The sequence below is a fragment of the Streptomyces sp. GSL17-111 genome, from assembly GCF_037911585.1.
GTDB lineage: Bacteria > Actinomycetota > Actinomycetes > Streptomycetales > Streptomycetaceae > Streptomyces.
In genome coordinates this window covers 3,770,732-3,795,675 of the sequence record NZ_JBAJNS010000001.1, presented here as the reverse complement: position 1 = coordinate 3,795,675, position 24,944 = coordinate 3,770,732, and the positions used below count along the sequence as shown (strand labels likewise).

Below are 24,944 nucleotides of genomic sequence, written 5' to 3'. Positions count from 1 at the left end.
GTGCCTGCGGCTCATTTGCCTTGTCGCCACCAGCATTGCCAGGTCAGACCGCGGGCGGTGAGGTACTGCTGGAAGGTCGTGGAGGAGCGAGGGCGGTGGGGGTGTCGGGTAGTGCGTGAGGCGAGGCGTTCGATGTTGATCGCGATGCCGGTCAGGACGTGCTGCACGTGTGTCTTGCGGATGCCGTGGTAGCGGCTGCGGCGGGCCCGGTGTCCGTTGATGAACTCGCAGATGGTGCCTTCGACTCCGGACCGGGTGGCGTAGAGCCTTCTCCACTGGGGGTCTTGCTGGTCTGTGCGGTTTCGAGCCTGGAGCTCGTGGAGGGGTCGGGGGAGGAAGTTCACGGTGCGGGCGGCGGTGCCACGGGTGCAGGCAGACCGGTCGGGGCACGGGTCGCACTGGTGTGGGCGGAACCGGGCCACGGTGTAGGGCGCCATGGCCGGTGGTTCGATCCAGATGTGGCTGGTTTTGCCGTTGGGGCAGGTGACCTGGCGCTGGTCGAAGTCGATAGAGAACTCGTCCCGGGTGAAGCCGGTCTGTTCCTTGCTCTGCCATGCTCCGCTGGCTTTGACGGGTCCGACGAGTTCGACCTCGTGGTCGCGGAGGGAGCGGTGCAGCAGCGAAACGGAGAGGTAGCCGCCGTCGAGAAGGTGCTGCCGGGGCAGCAGTCGGCGGTCACGGAGGCGGGTGTGGATGCCGGGGAGGGCCTCGGTGTCCCGGGTCGGCCTGGTGGTGGCGATGTCCGTGATCAGGTTGGTCCGGGCGCCGGTCTCGCAGGTCTCGGTGATGTGGACCAGATAGCCGCTCCAGCGGGTATTGCCCCGGATGGCCCGGCGGGCTTCGCAGTCGTAGGGCGAGACGATCCGCACAGCTCCTTTGGGCTGTCCGTCCTTCTGGGTGCGAGGACGTAACCCGCCACGGGCGTCGAGGAGGAAGTTCTGCACGATGATCCTCCGTAGCGCTTCCGCGCGAGGACCGCGCTGGTGGGGCGTCAAGCGTTCCAGGAGTTGGCGGGCGTCCGCTCCCGCCTGCTTGAGCCGGGTGACAGGGTGACTCGGCTGACTGGGAAGGCGCACCGGACGCCCGTAGCGGGTGGCCCAATCGCTGTCCACCAGCCCGTCCAGGACCTCAGGTGCCCGCTGAGCGGCTTCCTCCAAGGCCGCGCGTACCGCTTCGAGGACCAGCTCTAGGCGGGTGAGGTCCCGCGCGGCAGCGAGGACCTGAGTGGAGTCGCTGCGCTGCCTCCCGCGCTCGGTGACCATGCCGGCCTCCCGCATCCGCTCCAGCGACAACGAGAGCAGCTGGTCCGCGCGATCGTCCTCGCACAGACGATCACGGAAGTCGGTCAGCACGCTGTGGTGGAATCCCGGGTCGTCCAGCTCCAGGGCCAGGGCGTACTTGAAGTCGATCCGGCACCGGACCGCCTCGGCCGCCTGCCGGTCGGAGAGGTTGAGCAGGAACTGCAGCACACAGACCGTGGCGAGTTGGGCCGGCGAGAGCCCGGGGCGGCCGTCGCGCGGGTACCAGGAGGCGAAGTCCCTGTCGCTCCAGAGTCCGTCGAGGTGATCACGTGCCCACATCGCCGTGGTGCCGCGGGGGTTGCTGGCCCGCGCCATCTGGGCCGTGAGCTTGGGAACTACTGCACCGGACCGGGGACGAACGGACACTGATCACCTCAGGAGGACGGAACTGCGCAGGACTGTCCGAAGCGTTCCAAGCACCGACAGCCCTTGTCCCGAGAACTCCAAGATCCCCGACAGAGTCGCTCCCTGAGTCACATCGGCTGGAGCGTCGAGACGCCCCTCGTCGTCAAGAGCACGCACATGGCGCTCGATATCGAGAACGCCTCGAAGAAGAACGGGGCGTTGGCCGTCCAGTCGGCATGGACCGGGCAGGACAACCAGTTCTGGCGCCTGGAAGCAGTGGGAGAAGGAACCCTCCGCGTGGTGTCCCTGCTCAGTGGAAAGGTGCTCGACGTCAGGGCTGCCTCCAAGGACGAGGGAGCGGCGGTCGTCCAATGGGACTGGAACGGCGCGGACTACCAGCGCTGGTCCCTCGACATCCTGGAGAACGGAGCGCTGCGCCTGACGGCGAAGCACAGCGGGCAGGCGCTCTCCGTTCGCGACGGTTCTCCGCTGCGGGGAGCCCCCGTGGTCCAACAGAGCTGGAAAGACCAGAGCTATCAACTCTGGAACTGGCAGTACCTCCAGTGACGCAGGTCGGAGATCGGGTGGCGGGCCTTCTCACTCGGTCCGGCACCACACCCGGTCGCCCACCAAGGCGCACCGCCTCCAGGAAGACGCGCAGGTCAGATGTGTTGTCAGGATTGAGCGGACCCAACTTGGCCGACGCGGGGGGGATCGGGGAAGACGAGACGGTGGACACGGGAACCCTCTTGTTCGCTTGGCTCAGACACCTGAATGATCACGGATCCCGTGTCCGCTCTGTCATCCACCCCAACCTCCGGCATCTCAGGTCAGTGGGCGATCCCGGGGACTTGCGCAGGCCCTGACTGCGGAATCGGCCACTGTCCGTATCCGGGGCGCACACAGGACGAACCAGGTGATCGCCGTGGCGCACGACATGGTGAGGACAGCCGGTCTGCGGCGTCGCGTATGCCGGAGAGCGAGTGCTGCGTCTGTGGTGGGGTGGGCGGCCTTGCACGGTCTGGCAGAGGGAGGCGGAGCGGATGAGCACGCGGCAGCAGGTCGACCACGAGTTGGTTCGGGCGGCGGCGGAGGTCGCGGCCACGCGCTGCCGGGGTGACCGGCACACCATGGCGGCAGCGGCCCGCGCGCGGGACGGGCGGATCGTCACGTCCGTGAACGCCTATCACTTCACCGGTGGCCCGTGCGCGGAGCTGGTGCTGATCGGCAGCGCTGCCGCCCAGGGCGTCTACGACCTGGAGACGGTCGTCGCCGTGGGGGATCGCGGCCGAGGTGTCGTGCCCCCGTGTGGGCGCTGCCGCCAGGTCCTCCTTGACTACTTCCCCGCGCTCAAGGTCATCGTCGGGGCGCGCGACGACCTCCGGACGGTGACCGTCGCGGACCTGCTTCCCGACAGCTACGTCTGGGCGGACCACCAGCTCGACGCTGAGAAGAGCGCACCGCTCGGGCCGAGCTGAATGCGCGGATGTCCGCAGGGGGCGAGGCGCCTTCGGCTCGACCGGGGAGCAGTCGGCGGACGGGACGACCTGCCGGTGGGCATGCGGGCGCCTCGTGCCGTGGCTATCGTTGAACGTAGGTGACTTGCCGATGCGAATGCCTCTGATGAGGTGCCGCACGGCAGCCGCTGAGGTGCCGATCCGGGCCCGGCTCCGCCGAACGGAGCCGGTCTCTCGGAAGGTCGGCCTGGAACCTCGTCGTGCCCTCTTCTCGGCACTCCTCCGGCGCTTTCGCCTGTCCCGCCTTGGCCGCCGGGCGATGCGGCCTGCTCCTCCCTTCCGAAAGGCTGGAGGAGGAGAGGTCGGCGGGGACGGTGGTGAAAGGAGTCAGCATGAGTGGCGACGTAGTGAGTCTGGCCTATGACTATCCGGTCCTGGGGGCCTTCTGGACGATCATGTGGATCTTCCTCTGGGTCATGTGGATCTTCCTCATCTTCCGCGTCATCGTCGATCTCTTCCGCGACGACGATCTGAGCGGCTGGGCCAAGACCGGTTGGCTGATCTTCGTACTCGTCCTTCCGTTCCTCGGCGTGTTCGTCTACCTCATCGCCCGGGGTCGGGGGATGGGCAAGCGGGAGCAGGAGCATGCGCGGGCCCAGTTGGAGAGCACGAACCGCTACATCCGCGAGACCGTGGGCGCCACCGGCCCCGTCAGCGAGGCGGAACAGCTCGCGCGTCTCTCGGAGGTACGGGCCCGGGGCGACCTCACCGACGAGGAGTTCCGCCGGGCAAAGGAGAAGATCCTGCACGCCTGAGCCACTCGGGGCCCGGGCCTCACGGCGCGGGGTCGGGGCGCGGGGCGTCGGAGGGTGCCCGGGTCTGTCGGCGCAGGCCGGTCTCGACCGCGTTCGCCAGCACCCGGGCGGCGACGCCCACCAGCAGCAGTCCCACCACCATCTGCAACATCGTCACCACCCGCGCGGTCTCCGAGCTCGCGGTGATGTCGCCGAAGCCGACGGTGCTGAACGTGGCCAGGGTGAAGTAGAGGGCGTCCGTCCTGGTCATCTCCTCGGTGAACGAACCGGGGGTGTTGCTGTCCAGCAGGTAGTAGGTGCCGGCGAAGAGGACCAGGAACAGGACCACCGTCGCGGACAGGGCCTCGACGGCCCGCATGCGCGGGTGAGGTGAGCGCGCGATGGCGCGCACCTCCCACAGGAACACGAGCAGGGTGACGAGGAGTCCGCCGACGAGCAGCACCGACGCGGCCGTGTCGCGCTCGTCGAGCGGCAGCACGTAGTACGCGGTGACGAGTGCGACGGTGATGAGGGCGGCCCGGGCGGCGGTCACGACGGCGGGCCAGGAGAGGGTGGGGAACCGGGGGTTTCGCCCGCGAGTGTCCGGGTCCTGGCCGGTGCCGCCCGTCCGCGCGGCGCTGGGGTCGCTCATGTCGTCCCTCTTCGTCTGTCGTGGTCCGGGGTCAGCGGTGCGACGGAAGGGCCCGCCGACCGTCACGACGATGCTCGACGGATCGACTGCCGGAAGGTGCTCCGACACGCGACGACCGCCGTACCCGGCGCGCGTCCGGGCATCGGCTCCCGCTCGTCGGGGTTCTCAGCGAACCGGACGGGCCGCCCCACGGGATCTCGCGGTACGGGGCCGCGAGCGGGCTTATCTTGGGAGGGTTCGCTGGGCGGGCGGGCCTGCGGGGGCGGGGGCGGCGGGGATGGGGGACGCGCGTGGGGAGTGACGCCGTATGGCCGGGATGACGTTGTACGCGCTGGATTCCGCCGATCCGCGGCGGCTCGGGCCGTACCGGTTGCTGCGCAGGATCGCCACGGGCGGCATGGGCCGCGTCTATCTGGCCCGGCGGGAGAGCCCGGGGAGGGGGGCGGGGGCCGCCGGGCCGACGGGGACGGTGGTGGCTCCCGGGCTCGTGGCGGTCAAGACGCTCCTCGCCGAGGGGATCGTGAGCCGGCCGGACCGGGAACGGTTCGCCCGCGAGGTGGAGCTGGCGGGGCGCGTCGACAGCGAGTACACCGCCAGGGTGCTCGACGCCGACGCGCGGGCGGAGCGTCCGTGGCTGGCCATCGAGTTCCTGCCCGCGCCCAATCTGGCCGAACTCGTCGGGAACGCCGGGACGTTACCCGTTTCGGGGGTGCGTCGGCTGGCGGCCGGGGTGGCGCGGGCGCTGGTCGAACTGCACGGCGTGGGCGTCGTCCACCGCGACGTCAAGCCGCTGAACGTCCTGCTGCCGCACGACGGCCCCCGGCTGATCGACTTCGGCATCTCCCACGCCCACGACCACACCAGTTCGACGACGACGCTCGGCACGTTCGCGTTCACCTCGCCGGAACAGGCCTGCGGGAGGAGGTCGACGGCGGCGTCGGACGTCTACGCGCTCGGCGCCACCCTCTTCTTCCTCGCGGTCGGCCGCCCGCCCTACGAGCAGACCGACCACTCCTTCGGGCTCCTCGCCCTCGTCCAGCGCGGCGAGATCGACACGACCGGGCTGCCGCCGGAACTGGAGCCGCTGATCCTTCCGTTGCTGCGGCCCGACCCCCGGAGCCGCCCCACCCCCGCCGACGTGCTGCGCGACGCGCTCGCCGGGCTCGGTGCGGGGGCGGCGGCCTCGCGGGCGGGCCGGTCGCTGCCGCCGGCGTGGACGACGCTGATCGAGGAGTACGCGGAGCAGGGGCGTCGGCTGCGCGACGAGGCGCTGCGACTCGACGCGGCCGAGGCACCGACCCGGGTGACGCCCGGCGGAACGTTCGGCGCTGCGGGCCGGACCTTCGGGGCGATGCGCGAGCAGTTGGACGCGCTGCGTCGGCAGCGGGAGGCCCGGGCACGGGAGCGGGCCGACGAGCAGGCGGAGGAGGAAGCGCGGGTACGGGCCCACCGGGAGGCGGCGGAGCGCAAGCGCCGCGAACGGGAGCGGCGGGAGGAGGCGGAGCGCGGGGAGCGGGAACGCCGGGCCCGGGAGCGCCGCGAACGGGAGGCGCGGGAGCGGCACCGGAAGGCGCGGGAGCGCCGAGAACAAGAGGCGCGGCAGCGCCGGGAACTAGAGGAGCGGCAGCGGCGGGAACAGGAGGAGCGGCAGCGCCGGGAGCGGGCGGCGCGTGGGGCGGGCGCGGGAGGCGGGTCCACCGGCGGGAAGAAGCCCTCCGACGGATGGGGTGGCCTGCTCGTCGTCCTGCTCGCCGTCGGGCTGTTCATCTGGCAGCCCTGGAACCGGTGGGACGACACCGCGCAGGGCGGTCCGACGCCCGGCGTGACGTCCGACGGCGGGGGCGGCGACGGTCTCTCGGTCGGCGGCGTCGACGACACGGGTGCCGGTACGGACGTGGACCCCGGCTCCGGCGGCCCGGCCGGTTCGGCGAGCGGCGGCTTCGACGAACCGGAGCCCGAGCCCGAGCCCGAACCGGAACCGGAACCGGAGCCCGATCCCACCGAGGACGCCTTCAGGGCCGTCTCGCCCGGTGACTGCCTGGACGTCGTCGACACCGGGTACGGCGGCCTCACCCGGTACGACTGGAGCGCCGAGGAGCCGCGCACGACGTCCTGCGGTGGGGGGACGCGCGTGCGGGTGACGGGCACGGCCGGGGGCTGCCCGTCCGGCACGGGCAAGGCCACCTGGTCGTACCACTCCTCCGGCAGCGGTGAGCGGACGGAGCTGTGCCTCACCGGGCAGTACCGCCAGGGCGACTGTCTGCTGGCCCGCCGCGACGGTGACTACGTCGAGAGCGTCGCGATGCTGTCCTCCCCGACCTGCACGGACCGCAGGGTCCCGGCCGCGTACAACGAGATCCTGGTCGTCACCGCCCTCTACCGGGCGACGCCGGGTTCCGGCACCGAGTCCTGCCGGTACGGCGGCTACGACCGGAACACGTACTGGTCGGTCACCGTGGACGACGGCGCCACCCTGGTGTGCCTGCGGGCCTTCGACTGAGCCCGAGCACGCGCCGAGCCCGAGCCCGCCGCGACGCCCCGCGGGCCGGGTGTGAGGTGGGCCACGGGGTGTCACAGGGGGCGGGGGCGCGGTGTCTGGTGGGCGTATCCCTGATGCGGAGGAGAGACACCATGGCTGGGAAGACCGACGTAGTGGTGATCGGCGGCGGGTACGCCGGCGTCATGGCGGCCAACCGCCTGACGCGGCGCGACGACGTCGCCGTGACCCTGATCAACCCGCGCGCCTCGTTCGTCCACCGCGTCCGCCTGCACCAGTTGGCCGGCGGGACCGACGAGGCGGTCGTGGAGTACGGGGACGTGCTGCACGCGGGCGTCCGCCTGGTGGTCGACGGCGTGACGCGGATCGACGTGCCCGCTCGCGGCCTGACGCTGGCCTCCGGCGGCACGGTCGACTACGACTACCTGGTGTACGCGGTGGGCAGCGGCAGCGCCGATCCGCGGGTGCCGGGAGCGGCGGAGTACGCCTACCCGCTCGCCTCCCTGGAGGAGGCGCGGCGGCTGCGTCCGGTGCTCGACGCGGCGTCGGCGACGGCCGCCGTGACGGTCGTCGGAGCGGGCCCTTCCGGTATCGAGACGGCGGCCGAACTCGCGGAGGGGGGCCGGGCCGTGACCCTGGTGTGCGGCGGGGTGCTCGGCCCGTACCTGCACCCCCGGGGCCGGCGTGCGGTGGCCCGGCGGCTGGCCCGGCTCGGTGTGACGGTGTGCGAGGGGCCGGACGCCGAGGTGACGGAGGTGACGCGGGAGGCCGTGCGCCTGCGCGACGGACGGGAGCTGCCGAGCGCGGTGACGGTCTGGACGGCCGGGTTCGGCGTTCCGGACCTGGCCCGCCGCAGCGGACTGTCCACCGACGCCCTGGGCCGGCTGCTCACGGACGAGACGCTCACGAGTGTGGACGACGAACGGGTGGTGGCGGCCGGGGACGCGGCGGCGCCGTCCGGGCTGCCGCTGCGGATGAGCTGCCAGGCCGCGATGCCGCTCGGGGCGCGGGCCGCCGACACGGTGCTCAGCCGCCTCGCGGGTGAGCGTCCCGAGACGCTGAACCAGGTGTTCGGGGGCCAGTGCCTGAGCCTGGGGCGCCGGGCGGGGATGTTCCAGTTCGCACGGCGGCGGGACGTCGCGGTGGGGTTCCACATCGGCGGCCGGGCGGGCGCCGGGGTGAAGGAGTTGGTGTGCGCGGCGATCGTCAGGCACCTCGCCGCAGAGGCGCGTCGGCCCGGCTCGTACGGTCTGCACCGGGTCTCCGGGGGTGCCGCGCGGGAGCGGGCGCTCCGGGCCCGGCGCGCCGCGTCCCCGGCGGCCGCCGAGCGCGCGGCATAGTCCGAGCCCAGCGCAACGCTTCGAACCCAGCGGATTCGCGCACGCCGGGCGGTGTCGCCCCCCTGAGAGGGGCAGGGGGCCGCGCGGCGTGCGTGCACATGGAGAGGGACCGAGAGATGAGCCGGTACGCGGCCGACCCGGCGACCGAGACGTTCGTCGCCCACCGCAACCTGCTGTTCACCGTCGCCTACGAGATGCTCGGTTCGGCGGCCGACGCCGAGGACGTGCTGCAGGAGACGTGGCTGCGGTGGGCCGACGTCGACCTGGCCCGGGTGCGGGACCGGCGCGCCTACCTGGTCCGGATCACGACCCGGCAGGCGCTGAACCGGCTGCGCACGCTGTCGCGCCGCAAGGAGGCGTACGTCGGCCCCTGGCTGCCGGAGCCGGTGCTCACCGCGCCGGACGTCGCCGAGGACGTCGAACTCGCGGAGAGCGTGTCGATGGCGCTGATGCTGGTCCTGGAGACGCTGACGCCCACCGAGCGCGCGGTGTTCGTGCTGCGTGAGGTGTTCGACGTCGGGTACGACGAGATCGCCGCCGCCGTGGAGAAGTCGCCCGCGGCCGTGCGGCAGATCGCGCACCGCGCCCGTCGGCACGTCGACGCCCGTCGCTCCCGCGCGGTGGTCTCGCCGGGTGAGATGCGGGCGGCGCTGGAGTCGTTCCTGCGGGCGCTGGAGACCGGGGACCTCCAGGGCCTGCTCGACGTGCTCGCCCCCGACGTCGTCCTCACGAGCGACGGCGGCGGGGTCAGGCAGGCCGCCCTGCGACCGATCAACGGCGCCGACAAGGTGGCGCGCATGCTCGTCGGCGCCCTGAGCAGGGTCAAGGGGCTGCTGACCGCCGCGCCGACCGTCGTCAACGGGAACCCGGCGCTGCTCGTGCGGCTGGACGGTGCCGTCGACGGCGTGATCGCGGCGCACGTGCGGGAGGGGCGGATCACGGGCCTCTACTACGTCCGCAACCCGGAGAAGCTGACCCGGATCGCCTCGGAGACCCGGCTCACCCGCGCGGCGGGAGCCTAGACCGCCTGCGGTTTAGGTGTGCGGCCGCCGTGCTGCTGGGCCTCGACACCCCGAACACCGGCCGCGCCGCACCGGGATGAGACGGGGCGGGGCTCAGCGCTTGGCGTAGGTGGGGCTGGTCATCCAGTCGATGATCACGCACGGCTCGTCGCCGACGACCCAGGCGTCGTGTCCCGGCTGGACGATCAGCAGGTCGCCCTGGCCGAACTCGACCTCCTCGCCGTCGTCCATGCGCACCCGGAGGCGTCCGGCGGTGACGTAGCCGAGGTGCGGGCTCTGGCAGCTGTCCGTGCCGACGATGGGCTTGACGTGCCGGGACCAGTGCCAGCCCGGCTCGAAGACGCCGCGCACCACCGGTCCGCTCTCCAGGTTCACGAGGTCGAGGTGCCCGGTCCCCTGCTCGAAGGGGCGGACCTCCTCGGGTGAGTCGAAATTCTTGCGGCTGACGCCCGACATGGTGGGCCTCCTGTGCGCGTCGAGTTCGTCTCCACTGTCGAGCCTATGCCCGCGCGCGGACGCCCGCCGCTCCGCGCGCGGCTGCGGCGCCGGCGGTGGTCGCCGGGGGCCGGTCGGCGTCCGGAAGTGGTCCCCGGGTGTCGCCCCGCGCTCTTAGCATGGGCGGATGGCTGAGCAGCGCACCCCTCTCGACGTCCTGAACCGCGTCTTCGGCTACGACGCGTTCCGCGGGCCGCAGCAGGAGATCATCGAGCACGTCGTCGGCGGCGGGGACGCGCTGGTCCTGATGCCGACCGGGGGCGGGAAGTCGCTGTGCTACCAGATCCCGGCCCTGGTGCGGGAGGGCGTCGGGGTGGTGATCTCGCCGCTGATCGCCCTCATGCAGGACCAGGTGGACGCGCTGCGGGCGCTGGGCGTGCGGGCCGGCTTCCTCAACTCCACGCAGGACCTGGAGGAGCGGCGGCTCGTGGAGGCCGAGTTCCTGGCCGGGGAGATCGACCTGTTGTACCTCGCCCCGGAGCGGCTGCGGGTGGAGTCGACGCTCCGGCTGCTCGACCGGGGCACGGTGTCGCTGTTCGCCATCGACGAGGCGCACTGCGTGGCCCAGTGGGGGCACGACTTCCGGCCGGACTACCTGATGCTGTCCGAGCTGCACGAGCGGTGGCCGCACGTGCCGCGGATCGCGCTGACGGCGACGGCGACGGAGGCCACCCACGCGGAGATCGCCTCACGGCTGAAGCTCCAGGACGCCCGGCACTTCGTGGCCAGCTTCGACCGGCCGAACATCCAGTACCGGATCGTGCCCAAGGAGGAGCCGAAGAAGCAGCTGCTGAAGCTGCTGCGCACCGAGCATGAGGGGGACGCCGGGATCGTCTACTGCCTCTCCCGCGCCTCGGTGGAGAAGACGGCGGAGTGGCTTGTGCAGCAGGGTGTTCCGGCGGTGCCCTACCACGCGAAGCTCGATCCGGCGGTGCGCGCGGAGAACCAGGCCCGGTTCCTGCGCGAGGACGGCCTGGTCGTCGTGGCGACCATCGCGTTCGGCATGGGCATCGACAAGCCCGACGTGCGGTTCGTGGCCCACCTGGACCTCCCGAAGTCGATCGAGGGCTACTACCAGGAGACGGGTCGCGCCGGCCGGGACGGGCTGCCGTCGACGGCGTGGCTTGCCTACGGGCTGCAGGACGTCGTGCAGCAGCGCAAGCTGATCGACACCGGGCTCGGGGACGACGCGCACCGGCGGCGGCTCACCGCGCACCTGGACGCGATGCTCGCCCTGTGCGAGACGGTGGAGTGCCGCCGGGTGCGGCTGCTGGCGTACTTCGGCGAGGAGAGCGGCCCCTGCGGGAACTGCGACACCTGCCTGACGCCGCCGGAGCGGTGGGACGGGACGGTGGCCGCGCAGAAGGTGCTGTCCACCGTGGTCCGGCTGAAGCGGGAGCGCGGTCAGAAGTTCGGCGCGGGCCAGATCATCGACATTCTGCTGGGCCGGAAGTCGGCGAAGGTCATCCAGTTCGACCACGACGCCCTGAAGGTCTTCGGGATCGGCACGGAGCTGGGCGAGGCGCAGTGGCGTTCCGTGGTGCGGCAGTTGGTGGCCCTCGGCCTGCTGGCCGTGGAGGGCGAGTACGGGACGCTGGTGCTGACGGAGGCGAGCGCGGACGTGCTGGGCGGTCGGCGCGAGGTGCCGCTGCGCCGCGACCCGCGCCCCGCGGCCCCGGCGAGGAGCGTGGCGAAGGCGGCCGGGTCCGGGCGGGGCGGGAAGGCGGCGGCCGTGGAGCTGCCCCCGGAGGCGGAGCCCGTCTTCGAGGCGCTGCGCGCGTGGCGGGCGGCCACGGCGAAGGAGCAGGGCGTGCCCGCGTACATCATCTTCCACGACGCGACGCTGCGGGAGATCGCCGCCCGGGCGCCGCGCTCGACGGCCGAACTGGGGACGGTCAGCGGCGTCGGCGAGGGCAAGCTGGCGAAGTTCGGGGACGCGGTGCTGGCCGTACTGGCCGGGGACGAACCTCCGACCGGGGATGAGCCTCCGGCCGAGGCGGAGTGACGCCGGGCGCGGCGGCGGGGTGCGGCGCCGGGGCGGTCGTCAGCGCAGCAGGGCGAACGTCCCGGCGGCGACGAGTGCCCCGAGCGCGGCGCCGGCCAGCACCTGGCCGGTCGTGTGGTCCCGCAGCCTGACCCGGGACCATCCGACCAGCGCCACGAGCGGGTAGGCGGTCAGCGCCCACGGCCCGTACGCCAGCGCCAGGATGGCGACGCTCCCGGAGGACACGGCGGCGTGGACGGACACCTTCCACACCACGGTGATCGCCAGCAGGACGACGAGCGTGGCGACCATCGCGGCGACGAGCGCGATCATCGGCATGGGTGCCCCCAGGGCACCCATGAGCAGGGTGCCGGTGGCCACGGAACCGATGATGAACACCATCACGACGAGCCGCTGCTGCCGGACGCCGACGTGCCGGTCGGCCCAGCTGCCGCGCCGGACGCCGAACGTGATGAACAGGACGGGGACGACGGCGGCGAAGAACGCCCCGAACAGGCCCCACCCCACGCCCGCGAGGCCGTCCACCCGCCAGCCGACGAGCAGGGTGAGCACGATGATCCAGTTCTTCGGCTCGAACCCGTCGGTGACGAGGCGTGCGGCCGGGCGGGGTCGCTCGGCCGGGCGGGGTTGCTCGGCCCGCGCGGGCCGGTCGGCGGAGGTGGTCACGGCCGGGCTGCCTCCTGGGTGCTGTCGGTCGGGTGCCGGGCGGTGAGCTCCTGGACGGCGGGGTGGCGCCGGGCGATCTCCAGCTGCCGCAGCAGGGCCGCTTCGGCGTCCAGGTCGCCCAGCTCCCCCGGGTCGTCCAGGCGGGTCCCGGCGTCCTCGGGGTCGGCGCGCAGGGCGGGTTCGAGCGGCGGGACACCGGACAGCTTGGTCCGGCGGGCCGCCTCGATCCGGCACGCGCCCGCGAGCGCCCGCCGCTCCGCCCCCGTCAGGCCGCTGTCCGCGGCCACGGCCTCGGCCCGGCGCCGGTCCTCCGCCGAGCTGTAGGGCTCCAGGGCGAGCATCGCGTCGCGGATCTCCACGACGGTCCGGTGCAGCCGTATCCGCAGCTCGCCCCGGCCCAGCTCCTCGTGGAGGACGACCTCCGGCACCGCGTCCGTGAGGTCCTTCCACAGCGGGCCGAGCTCCCGGAGCCTGCGCCAGTGCCGGACGGCGCGCGACGTGACGCCGACGGCGGGCAGCAGGCTGCCGACGAGGATGAAGACGATGGCGATGTGCTTGGCCACGTCCGTCCAGTGCGTGAAGGCTGCGTCCATGCCGTCGTCCGTCCGGCCGCACAGCGCCAGGACGAGGTAGAGGGCACGCACGAGCGCGTAGGCGACGCTGGCCGCCGACCCGGCGCCCAGCAGGAACAGTCCGGCCCGCAGCCAGCCCGCCGCGTGCCGCCGGGCGCCGAGGAAGAGCAGCGCGGCGAGGAGCAACGCGCCGCCCAGGTAGGCGTACCAGACCAGGAGGTAGGCGGTGGCGGCGCCGCCCTCGCCGGCCTTGCTCTCGAAGTAGTCCGGCGCCTCGACCGTGCGCGGGGTGAGGAAGAAGAGGACGCCGAGGACGAGCAGCGTCACCCCCGCGAGGGCCTGCCGCAGGCGGCGTCCCCAGGCCGCGCTCCCTTTGGTGATGCCGTAGACGAACTCCAGCAGCGCGGCGGCCGAGATGATGCCGAGGATGTGCTTGAGCAGGGTGGCGAGGTTGTTGACGCCGGTCCCCTCGTCGATGGCGAGCATGACGTCCGGCAGCCGGAGCGTCATGGCGACGGTGAGGGTGGCGAACGTCACCCACAGGCTGCGCTGGATCGGCGACCGGAAGGCGGCCGGGGCCCGCCAGAGCACCGTGGCCCACAGGAGGATCAGTACGGCGAGTTCCATGCGCTCCTCACCAGCGTCTGGGGAGCCCGAAGGCGTCGTTGAGCCGGTCGAGCACCTCGGCGGCCTCGTGCGAGGTGGCCGGGGCGGGTGTGCTGACGGCGCGGTCGCTGAGGATCGTCGCGAGGAGTTCGGCGTCGCGCTCCTCGTCGTCGGTGTAGCTGGTGCGGCCGAGGATGTGCAGGAGTTGGTCCATGTCCAGGTCCTCCTCGGCGTCCTCGACCGGGGCGGTGTCGCTCTCCGCCATGAGCCGGGCCACGTAGGCGGGGCGCTCCGCGTCCGACGAACCGTGCCCGAGCAGCATGTGGGAGAGTTCGTGCAGGACGATCTGGAGCTTGTGGAAGGCGCTGGTCGCCGGCTCGTAGAAGATCAGGTCCGCGGTGCCGGTGGCGACCCACACCCCGCAGGGCGTGCTGCCGTCGGGCACACCCTCCAGGGCGATCAGGCGCAGGGGGCGTCCACGCCGCTCGGCGATGCGCTCGCAGAGGGCGTCGAGGTCGAACGGACGGGGCAGCTCGAGAGCGTCGGCGACGGCCTCGCAGCGGGCACGGCGGCTCGTCTTGGGCATGCGGACTCCTTAGGGCCTCCGAGTTTAGGCTCTGCCGGAGTCCGGCGACCAAATTCCGCCAACTGATCACATGTCAAGAGCGGGTGTCCGGACATGAATCGTTTTCATGTTCAACCAGATAGCGGAAAGGTTACTTCAGCGTATTCGGCAGGTTCCCCCCGAATACGGAAGGGCGTAACCTCCGGACGCGACGGGGTCAGGCGTCGCGGCCGGGCGTCTCGGGCAACCCCTCCAGGCGGCGCGCCTGGTCGATCACGCCCCGGATCGCCCGCAGGCTGTCCGCCGAGAGCCCGTTCATGCGGACGGCGACGTCCCGCACGTCGCCGTCGCCGAGCATGTCGGCCAGTTCGCGCTGGGCCCGCGTCAACTCCACCCGTTCCTTGACCTTCGCGATCTTCGCGTCGACCCGGTCGGCCACGGCGTCGTCGAAGAAGTACGTGACGGGCACGCCGAAGAACCCGGCGATGACGGTGAGCGTCGACACCTTCGGGTCCGTGATCTCGCCCTTGCGGATCTTCTGGATGGTCGCGTGCGAGACGGTCGGCCCATCGGGTCCGGCCTTGCGCTTGATCGCCTCGGCGATCTCCATGTAGCTGAGCGGTCCCCGCTCCGGCGGGTGGATGGTCCCGATGAGATGGTCCAGCCGTTCCGCGATGGTGCGCCCGTTGCCGGGTGACCCCCTGTCCACCCCATCACCCCTTGTGGTCGGCGACTGCGGCTGGTCCGAACCGCAGCCGTTCTCTCATGAAGTTTACGCACTCGGAGAGCTCCGGCCCTATCGTAAAGTCAGCTTGACAAGGGGGGTGACCCAGGTCGTACTCTCTCCACGTCGCGTAAAACGAAATAGACGAGCGGCGTACGGCAACGGGGGTCCGTACGCCGCGGGTTGCCCCCTCATCGGGGCACCGGGGTCGGGAGACCGGTCGGCTTGGGAAACTCAGGCCGCGCGTCTCCCGACCCCCTTTCGTGCGCCCGGCGGCGGGGTCAGCGGGACGTGGCCGACGTGCGCTCCGTGCCGCGCGGCACGCTCCGCGCGGGCGGGGCCGGGCGGAGCCCGAGGGCGATGACGGCCAGGGTGACCACGGCGACGACGAGCAGCAGCTCCATCGCGGCGCGGCTGCCACCGGTGAACACGGCGGCGAAGACGTCGTGCGCCTGCTCGGCCGTGAGGCCGGTGTACTGCTGGAGCAGGGCCGGGCCGTCCTGCGGACTCTCCACGACCTGAGCCGTCCAGGGGCCGGAGGGCAGGCCCTGTTCGGCCAGCCGGTCGGCCAGCGCGTGGTGCGCCGCGATCCGGTGGACCTCCATGCCGACGGCCAGGCCCAGGGCGCCCCCGAGGTTGTGGCAGGTCCACGAGGCGCCCACGGCCGTCCCGGCCAGGTGGCCGGGCACGGCGGAGAGCGCGGCGACCGTGGCGGGGCCCAGGACGAGGGCCCAGCCGACCCCCATCAGGACGAACGCGGCGATCAGGGAACCGAGGTGCGTGGTCGGCGTCAGCCGCGTCTGGAGCAGCGCGCACAGGGCGAAGGTCAGGAAGCCCAGGCAGAGCATGGGGCGCGTCCCGAAGCGGTCGACGAGCCGCCCGACGAGCGGGGACAGGACCGCGACGGCCGCCGTGCACGGCAGGAGCAGCAGGCCGGTGGTGTGCCCGTCGAAGCCGCGCACGGCGTGCAGGTAGAGCGGCATCAGGAACAGGGCGACGCAGTAGAAGAACGCCAGCGAGAAGTCCGCCGTGACCGCGCCCAGGAAGTTCCGCCCCGCGAACAGGCGCAGGCGGATGAGCGGATTCCGTACCCGGAGCTCCACACGGCCGAAGGCGACGAGGGCGGCGCAGCCGTAGAGGAGGAGAGCGACGATGGCCGGTGACGTCCAGCCCTCGGTGTGACCGAGCGTCAGTCCCAGGACGAGGGCGGGCACGGAGGTGAACAACAGCGCGACGCCGGCGCGGTCCATGCCGCCGGTGAGCCTCTCACCGAACGACTCGGGCACCGTCCGCAGACAGACGGCCAGCGCGACCAGGACGAGGGGCACGTTCAGCCAGAAGATCCAGGACCAGGACGCCGAGGTGACGAGGACGCCGCCCAGCACGGGCCCGGCCGCGAGACCGAGTCCGTTGACCCCGTAGAGCCAGCCGATCGCCCTGCCCCGCTGGTGCGGCGGAAAGATCGCGGAGACCAACGCCCCGGTGGCGGTGTAGAGCACGGCGCAGGCCATGCCCTGGAGGAAACGGAAGACGATCAGCCAGGGCGCGGAGGCCGCGAAGCCCGCGAGGAGCGAGGCGATCCCGAACAGGACGGCCCCGACGAGCAGCACCCTGCGACGGCCGTGGCTGTCGGCGAGTCGGCCCGCCGTCACCATGCCGGTGGCCAGGGCCACGATGAAGACGTTGACGACCAGCTGGAGTTCGGTCACCGTCGCGCCGAGTTCGTCCTGAATGACGGGCGCGGCGGTGCTGACGATGGTCAGGTCGATGCAGCCGAGAAAACTCAGCGTTCCCAGCCCTGCGAAAGCCCACCATTTTTTTGACTCTTCGGACCCGTGCTCGGCCACGCTGCCACCGGTTTCGTCGGATTCTCCCCGTCCGGGCCAGTGAAGCTTTTCCCGGCGACTTCTGTCGACCGACCTGACAAGAAGGCATACCCCTGTGCCGGAAAGGCATGACGGAATCGCCCCGGGCGACCGCCCGGTGGGGCTACGCAGAAAATGCGCGCACATTCGGTATTCCCCGAAAGGGCGTCAGGTGCTAGCTTTCCGGTACCGGCACGGCGCCGCATGCGAACGGAATGCGGCCGCTTTCGCGCAGGTGCCCGGCGGTTCTTCCGTCCGCGGTGGAGTGGCCGAGAGGCGAGGCGACGGCCCGCAGAGCCGTTCACACAGGTTCGAATCCTGTCTCCACCTCCGCCCGTCGGCGCGCGTCGCCCCCGAGGGACGCGCGCCGACGACCGCCGTACGGTCCGCGCGTCAGCCCGCCCACCCGGGATACGCCGCGCCGGGATACGCCGCGCGCACCGTGTCCGCCAACCGGGGCGCCCAGGCGGCTGCGGGGCCGTCCGACGGCCAGACCAGCAGCAGCTCGTGCCGGGTGACGGCGTCGGACAGCGGAACGTAGACGACGCCGGCGGCCGGGGCGGGGAAGGGGTAGGCGGGCAGCACGCCCCGGACCGCGCAGGCGATGGCCGCCGCCTCGGCCTCGTCGGGCGCCCAGTGCAGCCCGACGCCCACGTCGGCCCGGCGCACGGCGGCCGTGAAGTGACGGCGCAGCACCGCGTGCCGACGGCCCCCGGCGAGCAGGCACCGCTCCCCCTCCAGGTCGGCGAGCGCGACGGAGGGGCGTCGCGCCAGCCGGTGCCCCTCGCCGGTGCCGACGAGCAGGTTCTCCTCGGCGAGCACGGCGGAGTCGAGGAGGTCCGGGAGGGGGCCGCCCAGGACGGCGGAGTGCCGGACCACCGCGAGGTCGAGCCGCTGCAGGCGGAAGAGGCTCAGCAGGGCGGCGCCGCTGTCGTCCGGCCCGCTGTCGCCGACCGGCTCGCGGTAGGCACCGGTGACGGTGCGGAGCTCGATGACGGCCGACGGGAACAGGGCCTGGGCGCGGGCGGTGACGAGCGGGAGCGCGGAGCTGGGCACCGCGCCGATGCGCAGGCGTTCCGCCGCCGGGCCGGGCGTGCCGCCGGGGCTGCCGGCGGCCAGCAGCCGGTCGATGCGCGGGAGCAGTTCGTCGGCGCACCGCAGCAGCAGCCGTCCCGCGCCGGTGAGGTAGGCGCCCCGGTGGTCGCGGTGCAGGACGACGAGCCCGGTCACGCGTTCCAGGTGCTGGACGCGGCGGGTGACGGCGGCCTGGTGGACGCCGAGGGCGCGCGCGGCGCCGGCCAGGCTGCCGCTGTCGGCCACGGCCCGCAGCACGCGCAGGTCCTGGACCTCCACCTTCATGAGGGGGTGACCGGCGCCCGCTCCCGCAGGGCGGCGGAGAGCAGCGACACCAGCTTCGGCATCAGGTCGGCGGTCCAGCCGCGGAAGCCCACCAGGTGGACGACCGTCATGTCCAGGTCCGTCACGGTCCGGTACACGACGCCGGGCTCCGGGGGCCGGTGGGCCTGGGTCAGGGCCACGCAGCCCTGGTGCCGGATCACCTGGCCGCGGGGGCCGGACATCGGGATGTCGTGCGTGATGCGGGGGACGAAGCCGTAGGCGGCGCAGAGCCGGCGGAGCTTCTCGTCGCAGGCGTCGGGCCCGGTGCAGGAGATCCACTCCTCGCCCGCCAGGTCCGCCATCGTGAGCCGTTCGGCGGTCGCCGGCGGTCGGTCGGCCGCCACCGCGAGCAGGACGGCGGACTCGCCCCAGGGGACGTAGGTGATCGCCCCGTCGCCGGAGGGGACGGGGCCGTTGGTCGTGGCGTGGTCCCGCAGGGCGATGTCCACCTCACCGGCGCGCAGGAGGGTCAGGAGCTCGCGCGTGGAGTTGGGGGCGACGATCTGGAGGCGCTCGGCGGACGCCAGCCGCCGTAGGGAGCTCAGCAGGGGCTCGTAGAGGACGCTGTGCGCCCAGCCGATGCGGAGCGTCCGGCTCCGGAGGGTGCGGTAGTCGCGCAGCTGCTCCCCGAAGTCGTCGAGGGAGCGGAGGATGCTCGCCGCGTGCTCCAGGACGGCGCTGCCCAGCGGGGTCGGACGCGTGCCGAACTGGTCGCGCTCGAACAGCGCGCCGCCGAACAGCTGCTCCAGTCTCCGGATCTGACGGCTGAGGGCCGGCTGCGGCAGGCCGAGGATCGTCGCGGCCTTGTTCAGGCTCCCGGTTTCGGAGATGACGCACAGCTGGCGTAAGTGACGGAATTGCAGGTCCATAACTTGAGTTAAGCCGCTTCTCAGGCCGTTCACCAGGGCTTGACCGGAACGCGGTCGAATTTCCGTGAAGCACCCGTGCGGGCCGGTCACCAACCGTTTACCCACGGGCACGCTCCGCTGCCCGTTCGGGAGGTGCGGGAGTGGCATAGCCGCACGGCAGTATTCAGCTCCACCGGCGCCCGCCACCATTCCACTCATCGCTTCCCGAGCCGACGGCCCGGCGGCGCGAGGGGGGTCTGTCCACACACTGCCCGAGGGGAAACATGTTTGAATTTGAACCACTTACCGAACGATGTAGCAGCCTCTTACCCTCGGCCACGCACGTGTGCATCGGAGTAAGTCCATTCAACAGCTACTTCAGCACTCCGCGGTTGCGCCGGCTGGCGCAGTGGGCGCTGGCGCGCTTCGGGGCCGCGCACTTCTTCGTGCCGGACGCGGCGGCGGCGTACACCCTGGAGACGCTGGGGTACGCACCCGACCGCGCCCGCCACAAGGCCCAGCGCCAGGGGCAGTACGTGCACAACAAGATCGCCACGGCACTGCGCTCCCTGGGGGTGACGAACCCGTCGGCCCTCATCCTCGGAATGGAACGGCTCCACCACCTGCCCCGGTACGTCGGGCTGTTGGACGAGGCGTATAGGCGCTTCGACCAGGACGAGGGCCTCCGCGCCGCGTGTCTGGACGCCTCGCACTGGGTACTGGACCGGAGGATGCCGCCGGGGACGAGCCCGACGGACGCGCAACTGCACAGCGCCGTACGGTACTTCCTCTCCGAGCTGCCGATGTTCGTCGACGCCGGGGGCATCGCGGGCCACCGCCCCTCGCTGTTCGTCTACCACGAACGGGTCCCCTTCCTGGAGCGCTTCTACCGCCGCGAGCTGAGCTGGCAGCCGGTCGAGGACCAGGGCTTCCTGGTGGTGCGCGAGCCGACGGGGGACACGTCCGGAGCGCGGCGGCCGGCCCGCGACCTCGTGGAGCGGGAGGCGTCCCATGACCTCGGCTGAGACCGGGCGAAGACAGGACGGACCGGCCCGGACGGCCGCCGGGCGCGGCGCGGACGAGGCACAGCACGCGGCGCAGAACGCGGTGCAGGACGACTACGCGCTGACCCCGGTGCCGGACGAGGCGCGCTACTCGTGGTTCTCCGTCGCGGTGCAGCGCTTCGGGCAGGTCTCCTCCTTCCAGCAGTTCATGGTGGGTGCCGTCCTCGGCTACGGGATGACGTTCACCGACGCGGTGATCGCCATCACCGTCGGGTCGGTGCTGCTGGAGGTCATCACGATCCTCATGGGCGTCGCCGGGGTGAAGGAGGGCATGTCCACCTCGGTGCTGGCCCGCTGGTCGGGTTTCGGCCGCAAGGGCTCGGCCGCCGTCGGAATGCTGGTGGCGCTCAGCCTCGCGGGCTGGTTCGGCGTCCAGAACGGCGTCTTCGCCCAGGGCATGCACGACTTCGCCGGGTGGGCGCCGGAATGGGCCTGGGCGGTGGTGGGCGGCGTCGTGGTCACCGTCATCTCCGTGCACGGCTTCTCCGTCATGGCGTGGACGGCGTACCTGACCGTGCCGGCGTTCCTGCTGCTGGCCGGATGGTCGGTGGTGGACGTCCTGGTCGGCCACTCGCTGGACGACCTGCTGACGGGAGCACCTCCGGGGCCGGCGCTGTCACTGGCGGAGGGCACGACGCTGGTGGCGGGCGCCTTCATCCTCGGCGCCCTGATGAGCCCCGACATGACGCGCTTCAACCGCCGCCCCTCCGACGTCGTCAAGCAGACGCTGCTGGGCGTGACGCTCGGTCAGTACCTGATCGGGCTCACCGCGGTGCTGCTCGGCCACGCCGCCCGCACCGCCGACATCGTCGGCATCATCACCGGCTCGTCGGGGCTGCTGGGCACGCTGATCCTCGTCACGGCGATCGTGAAGATCAACGACTGGAACCTCTACTCCTCCGCGCTCGCCACGGTCAACAGCATCGACGTCCTCTTCGGCCGTCGCGTCGGACGCCGCACGGTGACGCTGGTCATCGGCGCGGCGGGCACCGTCCTGTCGGCCGTCGGCATGGCGGACCACTTCACCGGCTTCCTGGAGACCATCGGCGTACTCGCGCCACCGGTGGCCGGAGTCATCATCGCCGAGTACTACGTCGTGCGGCGGTACCGCGCCGGGCTGGAGCGCGCCCGCCGGGGCACCCGGCCTCCCGAACGCCTCCCCGACTGGCTGCCGCTGTCCCTGGTCTGCTGGGCGACCGGTGCGCTCGTCGGGGAGTACCTGGACGCGGGGATCCCCGCCATCAACGCCGTCGTGGCCGCCTTCGCGCTGTACGCGGCGGTCGGGCTGACGTTCCGCCACCGGCGGAACCCAACGGCCCGGCAAGGCCCCCTTCCCGACCGAACGGCATGAGAGAGCCGGAGGACACCGTGCTGCCCCTAGTGACCAGGGACGAACTGAGGACCGAGATGGAGGCCGGGAAGGTCGTCGTGGTCGACACGATGCCCGTGGCCTACTTCCTGCGTCAGCACCTGCCCGGTGCGGTCAACATCCCCGGCTTCCCGTACGAGAGGGCGGCGCGCTTCACCGACGAACTCGCGCCCACCGTACTGCCGGACCGCACCTCCCCCATCGTCGTGTACTGCGCGAACGTGCCGTGCCGCAACAGTGAGCTCGTCGGCGCGCGGCTGGTGTCGCTCGGCTACACGCACGTGCGCAAGTACCGCGAGGGGATCGAGGACTGGGTCGCCCACGGCCTGCCCACGCAGGCCGCCCTGGGCTGAACAGGACCCGGAGCCGTTCCCCACACCTTGCGCGTTCCCTCCCGTTTCACCGACGAAAGGAAACCGACCGTGTACCGCAGACTGGCAGTCGCCACCGCGACCGTCGCCGTGCTGCTCGGCGGGGCCGTCGCCCCGGCCGTCGCCGCCACTCCGGCGCCGGCTCCCGTGCCCGCGACGTCCGCCCCCGCCGAGATCCCCCACGTCGTCGACGTGACCGCGGCCAACTACGCGCAGGTCATGCAGTGGTCGCACACCAAACCCGTCGTGCTCGACTTCACCGCGAGCTGGTGCTACTGGTGCCAGAAGCAGAAGCCGTACCTCCAGCGCTACAACACCGAGGACGACGGCGCCTGGGTGTGGGCGAGGGTCGACGTCGACCGGAACCGGGACCTGTACCGCCAGTACGGCGTACGCGGCATCCCGGCCCTGCTCAACATCCAGGACGGCCGGGAGGCCGGTAGCCGCATGGTGGGCTTCGACGGACCGTACTCCCTGCGCACCTGGCTGAACCGGCTGTGACAGCACGGTGCCGCCGTCGCCCCCGCGACGGCGGCACCCGCACGCCCGGCCCCGCCCGGGCCGACCCCACCCCCCACCGCCGCCGCACCGTGGTCCCGCGTGCGGCGCAGGCGAAAGGCTCGACCCCCATGAAGAAGCACGTACCCAGGGCCGCGACGGCGGTCGCCGTCGCCCTCGGCGTGGCCCTCCCCGCCCTGACGGCCGCCCCCGCCGCGTCCGCCGGCCCGGCCGGCCCGCCCCCGTCCGCCGACCCGGCGGCCACCGTCCACATCATCGAGGTCAACGGCACCGAGGCCACCGAGGAGGCCGTCACCCGGCGGGCCGAGGAGCTGACCGACCGGCACGGCGGCACGCTGCGCCGCGTGTACCACGCCGCCTCCCAGGCGTTCTCCGTCTCCCTGACCGAGGAGCAGCTGGACGGCTACTACGGGGACACCCGGGTCGACTCGATCACCAGCGACCGCGTCTACCGCGTCGCGGGCCGGGTCGGCGGAGCCGGGCAGGCGCCCACACCGACGGCCGCCGAGGCCACGGGCCCCGGCGGCATCCAACTCTCGCCGCCCTCCTGGGGGCTGGACCGCATCGACCAGCGCGACCTGCCGCTCGACCACGTCTACACCTTCCCCCGCAGCGGCGCCGGGGTGGACGTCTACGTCGTCGACACCGGCGTCCGGACGGGGCACCAGGAGTTCCGGGGCGGCCGGGCCCACGGCGCCTACGACGCGGTCCGGCAGCGGCCCGGCGGCGCCGGGGACTGCAACGGCCACGGCACCGCGTCCGCCGCCACCGCCGCCGGGCTGTGGAGCGGGGTCGCCAAGGGCGCCACCGTGCGGTCGGTCCGGGCCTTCGGCTGCGACGGCACGGGGACGCTGGAGCACATCATGTCCGCCGTCGACTGGATCACCGCCCACGCCGACGGCCCCTCCGTCGTCAACCTGGGCTTCTCCGGCCCGCCCGGCTCGGTGCTCGACCTCCAGCTCTACGCGATGACCACCCAGGGCATCGCCTACACGGCGGCGGCGGGCAACGGGGACGACTCGGGCCGGGGGGTGGAGTCCTGCGAGACGACCCCGGCGCGGCAGACGACCGCCATCACGGTGGCCGCCACCGACCGCACCGACCGACGGCCCCCCTGGTCGAACTACGGCTACTGCACGCACCTGTTCGCCCCCGGCACCGACATCACCACGGCGGGCGCGCACCACGACCGCTCCTACGTCAGGATCACCGGCACCTCCGCCGCGACGGCCGAGGTCACCGGTGCGGCCGCGCTGTACCTCGCCCGGCACCCCGGTACGACACCGGTCGAACTCGACGCGGCGCTCACGGCCGCCGCCACCGAGGGCCGGGTGCGGGACGCGGGCCCCGACTCCCGGAACCTGCTGCTGTACACCGGGCCGACCGACGTCACGGAGGACGCGCGGTGAGCGGCGCCGTGCGGGACGTCGCCGTCATCGGGTCGGGGCCGGCCGGTTACACCGCCGCCCTGTACGCCGCACGGGCCGACCTGCGTCCGCTGGTGCTGCGCGGCAGCGCCTTCGTGGGCGGAGCGTTGGCCGCCACCACCGAGGTGGAGAACTACCCCGGTTTCCCCCGGGGCGTTCTGGGGCCCGAGCTGATGGACGCCATGGCGGCGCAGGCCGCGCGGTTCGGCGCCGAGCTGGTCGACGACGAGGTCGTCGCCGTCGACCTGGCCGGGGAGGTGAAGACGGTCACCGACCGGTCGGGGCGCGCCCACCGCGCCCGGGCGCTCATCGTGGCGACGGGGGCCGGCCACCGCCGCCTCGGGTTGGCGAAGGAGGACGAGCTGCTGGGGCACGGCGTGTCCTACTGCGCCACCTGCGACGGGTTCTTCTTCCGCGACCACGACCTCGTCGTGGTCGGCGGCGGGGACACGGCGCTGGAGGAGGCGACGTTCCTGAGCCGGTACGCCCGCTCGGTCACCGTGGTCCACCGGCGGGACGAGCTGCGGGCCTCCCGGGCGATGCAACGGCGGTCGTTCACCGACCCCAAGGTGGCCTTCGCCTTCGAGCGCGAGGTCGTGGCCCTGCACGGCGACGCGACGAGCGGGCTGACCGGCCTCACACTCCGCCACACCCGCACCGGGGTGACGGAGGAACGGGCGGCGACGGGGCTGTTCGTCGCGATCGGGCACCTCCCGCGCAGCGAGCTGTTCGCGGACGTGCTCGCGCGCGACGCGGACGGGTACCTGCGCGTGGACGCGCCGTCCAGCCGCACGAACGTGCCGGGGGTGTTCGCGGCGGGGGACGTGGTCGACCGCGTCTACCGCCAGGCCGTGACGGCCGCCGGGACCGGCTGCGTGGCCGCCCTCGACGCCGAGCGCTACCTGGCGCGCCTCCGCGACCACCGGCTTCCCGAACCGGCCTTCTCCTAGCCCCCGGCCCCCGCCGCCCCCACCGACAGGCCGGGGAGGGGCGGCGGGCGGCCTCGGCGGGCGGCGCTGATCCGGCACGGGGCGCCGACTTG

At 72.6% G+C, this 24,944-nt stretch carries 23 protein-coding genes and 1 tRNA gene; 14 read left to right on the top strand and 10 right to left on the bottom strand.

Annotation, left to right across the window (positions count from 1 at the left end):
- Nucleotides 1-11: 11 nt before the first annotated feature.
- Nucleotides 12-1,616, bottom strand: a complete 1,605-nt coding sequence (locus tag V6D49_RS16910) for an IS1182 family transposase (protein WP_340560725.1) — start codon at nucleotides 1,614-1,616, stop codon at nucleotides 12-14.
- A gap of 114 nt (nucleotides 1,617-1,730) precedes the next feature.
- On the opposite strand from V6D49_RS16910, the gene V6D49_RS16905 reads away from it, so the two are divergent.
- The 3 genes from V6D49_RS16905 to V6D49_RS16895 all read left to right on the top strand — a co-directional run bounded on the left by V6D49_RS16905 (nucleotide 1,731) and on the right by V6D49_RS16895 (nucleotide 3,918).
- Nucleotides 1,731-2,213: an RICIN domain-containing protein gene (locus V6D49_RS16905; RefSeq protein WP_340560723.1), complete on the top strand. Its 483-nt coding sequence runs from the start codon at nucleotides 1,731-1,733 to the stop codon at nucleotides 2,211-2,213.
- Nucleotides 2,214-2,689: 476 nt separating this feature from the next.
- A complete protein-coding gene (locus tag V6D49_RS16900; RefSeq protein ID WP_340560722.1) occupies nucleotides 2,690-3,124 on the top strand; it encodes a cytidine deaminase family protein in 435 nt (144 codons plus the stop codon).
- Nucleotides 3,125-3,495: 371 nt separating this feature from the next.
- Nucleotides 3,496-3,918 (top strand): SHOCT domain-containing protein, encoded by a 423-nt coding sequence (locus tag V6D49_RS16895; RefSeq protein ID WP_340560720.1) that lies wholly within the window; start codon nucleotides 3,496-3,498, stop codon nucleotides 3,916-3,918.
- A 19-nt stretch (nucleotides 3,919-3,937) separates the two neighbouring features.
- Here V6D49_RS16895 and V6D49_RS16890 read toward each other — a convergent pair whose 3' ends face one another.
- Entirely contained in the window at nucleotides 3,938-4,549 is a 612-nt protein-coding gene (locus V6D49_RS16890; protein ID WP_340560719.1) for a potassium channel family protein, read from the bottom strand.
- A gap of 307 nt (nucleotides 4,550-4,856) precedes the next feature.
- On the opposite strand from V6D49_RS16890, the gene V6D49_RS16885 reads away from it, so the two are divergent.
- The 3 genes from V6D49_RS16885 (at nucleotide 4,857) to V6D49_RS16875 (ending at nucleotide 9,408) form a co-directional block, all read left to right on the top strand.
- Complete coding sequence (locus tag V6D49_RS16885) at nucleotides 4,857-7,049, top strand: serine/threonine-protein kinase (protein WP_340560717.1); 2,193 nt, start codon at nucleotides 4,857-4,859, stop codon at nucleotides 7,047-7,049.
- A 131-nt stretch (nucleotides 7,050-7,180) separates the two neighbouring features.
- Entirely contained in the window at nucleotides 7,181-8,386 is a 1,206-nt protein-coding gene (locus V6D49_RS16880; protein WP_340560715.1) for an NAD(P)/FAD-dependent oxidoreductase, read from the top strand.
- 116 nt (nucleotides 8,387-8,502) lie between these two features.
- Nucleotides 8,503-9,408 (top strand): RNA polymerase sigma-70 factor, encoded by a 906-nt coding sequence (locus tag V6D49_RS16875; RefSeq protein WP_340560713.1) that lies wholly within the window; start codon nucleotides 8,503-8,505, stop codon nucleotides 9,406-9,408.
- A 93-nt stretch (nucleotides 9,409-9,501) separates the two neighbouring features.
- On the opposite strand, the gene V6D49_RS16870 is transcribed toward V6D49_RS16875, so the two are convergent.
- Entirely contained in the window at nucleotides 9,502-9,864 is a 363-nt protein-coding gene (locus V6D49_RS16870; protein ID WP_340560711.1) for a cupin domain-containing protein, read from the bottom strand.
- A gap of 166 nt (nucleotides 9,865-10,030) precedes the next feature.
- On the opposite strand from V6D49_RS16870, the gene recQ reads away from it, so the two are divergent.
- A complete protein-coding gene (gene recQ, locus V6D49_RS16865; RefSeq protein ID WP_340560710.1) occupies nucleotides 10,031-11,908 on the top strand; it encodes a DNA helicase RecQ in 1,878 nt (625 codons plus the stop codon).
- Between the two features lie 39 nt (nucleotides 11,909-11,947).
- On the opposite strand, the gene V6D49_RS16860 is transcribed toward recQ, so the two are convergent.
- The 5 genes from V6D49_RS16860 to V6D49_RS16840 all read right to left on the bottom strand — a co-directional run bounded on the left by V6D49_RS16860 (nucleotide 11,948) and on the right by V6D49_RS16840 (nucleotide 16,888).
- Nucleotides 11,948-12,574, bottom strand: a complete 627-nt coding sequence (locus tag V6D49_RS16860) for a hypothetical protein (RefSeq protein ID WP_340560708.1) — start codon at nucleotides 12,572-12,574, stop codon at nucleotides 11,948-11,950.
- Nucleotides 12,571-13,773 (bottom strand): MAB_1171c family putative transporter, encoded by a 1,203-nt coding sequence (locus V6D49_RS16855; RefSeq protein WP_340560707.1) that lies wholly within the window; start codon nucleotides 13,771-13,773, stop codon nucleotides 12,571-12,573. The genes V6D49_RS16860 and V6D49_RS16855 overlap by 4 nt, the downstream gene beginning before the upstream one ends.
- A 7-nt stretch (nucleotides 13,774-13,780) precedes the next feature.
- On the bottom strand, nucleotides 13,781-14,338 hold the full coding sequence (locus tag V6D49_RS16850) for a hypothetical protein (protein ID WP_340560706.1): 558 nt from the start codon (nucleotides 14,336-14,338) through the stop codon (nucleotides 13,781-13,783).
- Between the two features lie 196 nt (nucleotides 14,339-14,534).
- Nucleotides 14,535-15,026, bottom strand: a complete 492-nt coding sequence (locus V6D49_RS16845; protein ID WP_340560705.1) for a helix-turn-helix domain-containing protein — start codon at nucleotides 15,024-15,026, stop codon at nucleotides 14,535-14,537.
- A 296-nt stretch (nucleotides 15,027-15,322) separates the two neighbouring features.
- On the bottom strand, nucleotides 15,323-16,888 hold the full coding sequence (locus V6D49_RS16840; RefSeq protein ID WP_340560703.1) for an MFS transporter: 1,566 nt from the start codon (nucleotides 16,886-16,888) through the stop codon (nucleotides 15,323-15,325).
- 277 nt (nucleotides 16,889-17,165) lie between these two features.
- Between V6D49_RS16840 and V6D49_RS16835 the strand changes: the two genes are divergently transcribed.
- A tRNA-Cys gene (locus tag V6D49_RS16835) sits at nucleotides 17,166-17,236 on the top strand.
- Nucleotides 17,237-17,299: 63 nt separating this feature from the next.
- Here the strand turns inward: V6D49_RS16835 and V6D49_RS16830 are convergent.
- Both V6D49_RS16830 and V6D49_RS16825 read right to left on the bottom strand, forming a co-directional pair.
- Nucleotides 17,300-18,265: a LysR family transcriptional regulator gene (locus V6D49_RS16830; protein ID WP_340560701.1), complete on the bottom strand. Its 966-nt coding sequence runs from the start codon at nucleotides 18,263-18,265 to the stop codon at nucleotides 17,300-17,302.
- Nucleotides 18,262-19,173: a LysR family transcriptional regulator gene (locus tag V6D49_RS16825; protein ID WP_340560699.1), complete on the bottom strand. Its 912-nt coding sequence runs from the start codon at nucleotides 19,171-19,173 to the stop codon at nucleotides 18,262-18,264. Before V6D49_RS16825 ends, V6D49_RS16830 begins: the two co-directional genes overlap by 4 nt.
- Before the next feature lie 263 nt (nucleotides 19,174-19,436).
- Between V6D49_RS16825 and V6D49_RS16820 the strand changes: the two genes are divergently transcribed.
- The 6 genes from V6D49_RS16820 (at nucleotide 19,437) to trxB (ending at nucleotide 24,852) form a co-directional block, all read left to right on the top strand.
- A complete protein-coding gene (locus V6D49_RS16820; protein ID WP_340560697.1) occupies nucleotides 19,437-20,177 on the top strand; it encodes a tRNA-dependent cyclodipeptide synthase in 741 nt (246 codons plus the stop codon).
- On the top strand, nucleotides 20,164-21,567 hold the full coding sequence (locus V6D49_RS16815; protein WP_340560695.1) for a purine-cytosine permease family protein: 1,404 nt from the start codon (nucleotides 20,164-20,166) through the stop codon (nucleotides 21,565-21,567). The genes V6D49_RS16820 and V6D49_RS16815 overlap by 14 nt, the downstream gene beginning before the upstream one ends.
- Nucleotides 21,564-21,938 (top strand): rhodanese-like domain-containing protein, encoded by a 375-nt coding sequence (locus tag V6D49_RS16810; protein WP_340560693.1) that lies wholly within the window; start codon nucleotides 21,564-21,566, stop codon nucleotides 21,936-21,938. Before V6D49_RS16815 ends, V6D49_RS16810 begins: the two co-directional genes overlap by 4 nt.
- A gap of 69 nt (nucleotides 21,939-22,007) precedes the next feature.
- Complete coding sequence (locus tag V6D49_RS16805; protein ID WP_340560692.1) at nucleotides 22,008-22,457, top strand: thioredoxin family protein; 450 nt, start codon at nucleotides 22,008-22,010, stop codon at nucleotides 22,455-22,457.
- A 128-nt stretch (nucleotides 22,458-22,585) separates the two neighbouring features.
- Nucleotides 22,586-23,884: a S8 family peptidase gene (locus V6D49_RS16800; protein WP_340560691.1), complete on the top strand. Its 1,299-nt coding sequence runs from the start codon at nucleotides 22,586-22,588 to the stop codon at nucleotides 23,882-23,884.
- The gene (gene trxB, locus V6D49_RS16795) at nucleotides 23,881-24,852 is read left to right on the top strand and encodes a thioredoxin-disulfide reductase (protein ID WP_340560689.1); all 972 of its coding nucleotides are present in this window, start codon (nucleotides 23,881-23,883) and stop codon (nucleotides 24,850-24,852) included. Before V6D49_RS16800 ends, trxB begins: the two co-directional genes overlap by 4 nt.
- Nucleotides 24,853-24,944 lie beyond the last annotated feature (92 nt).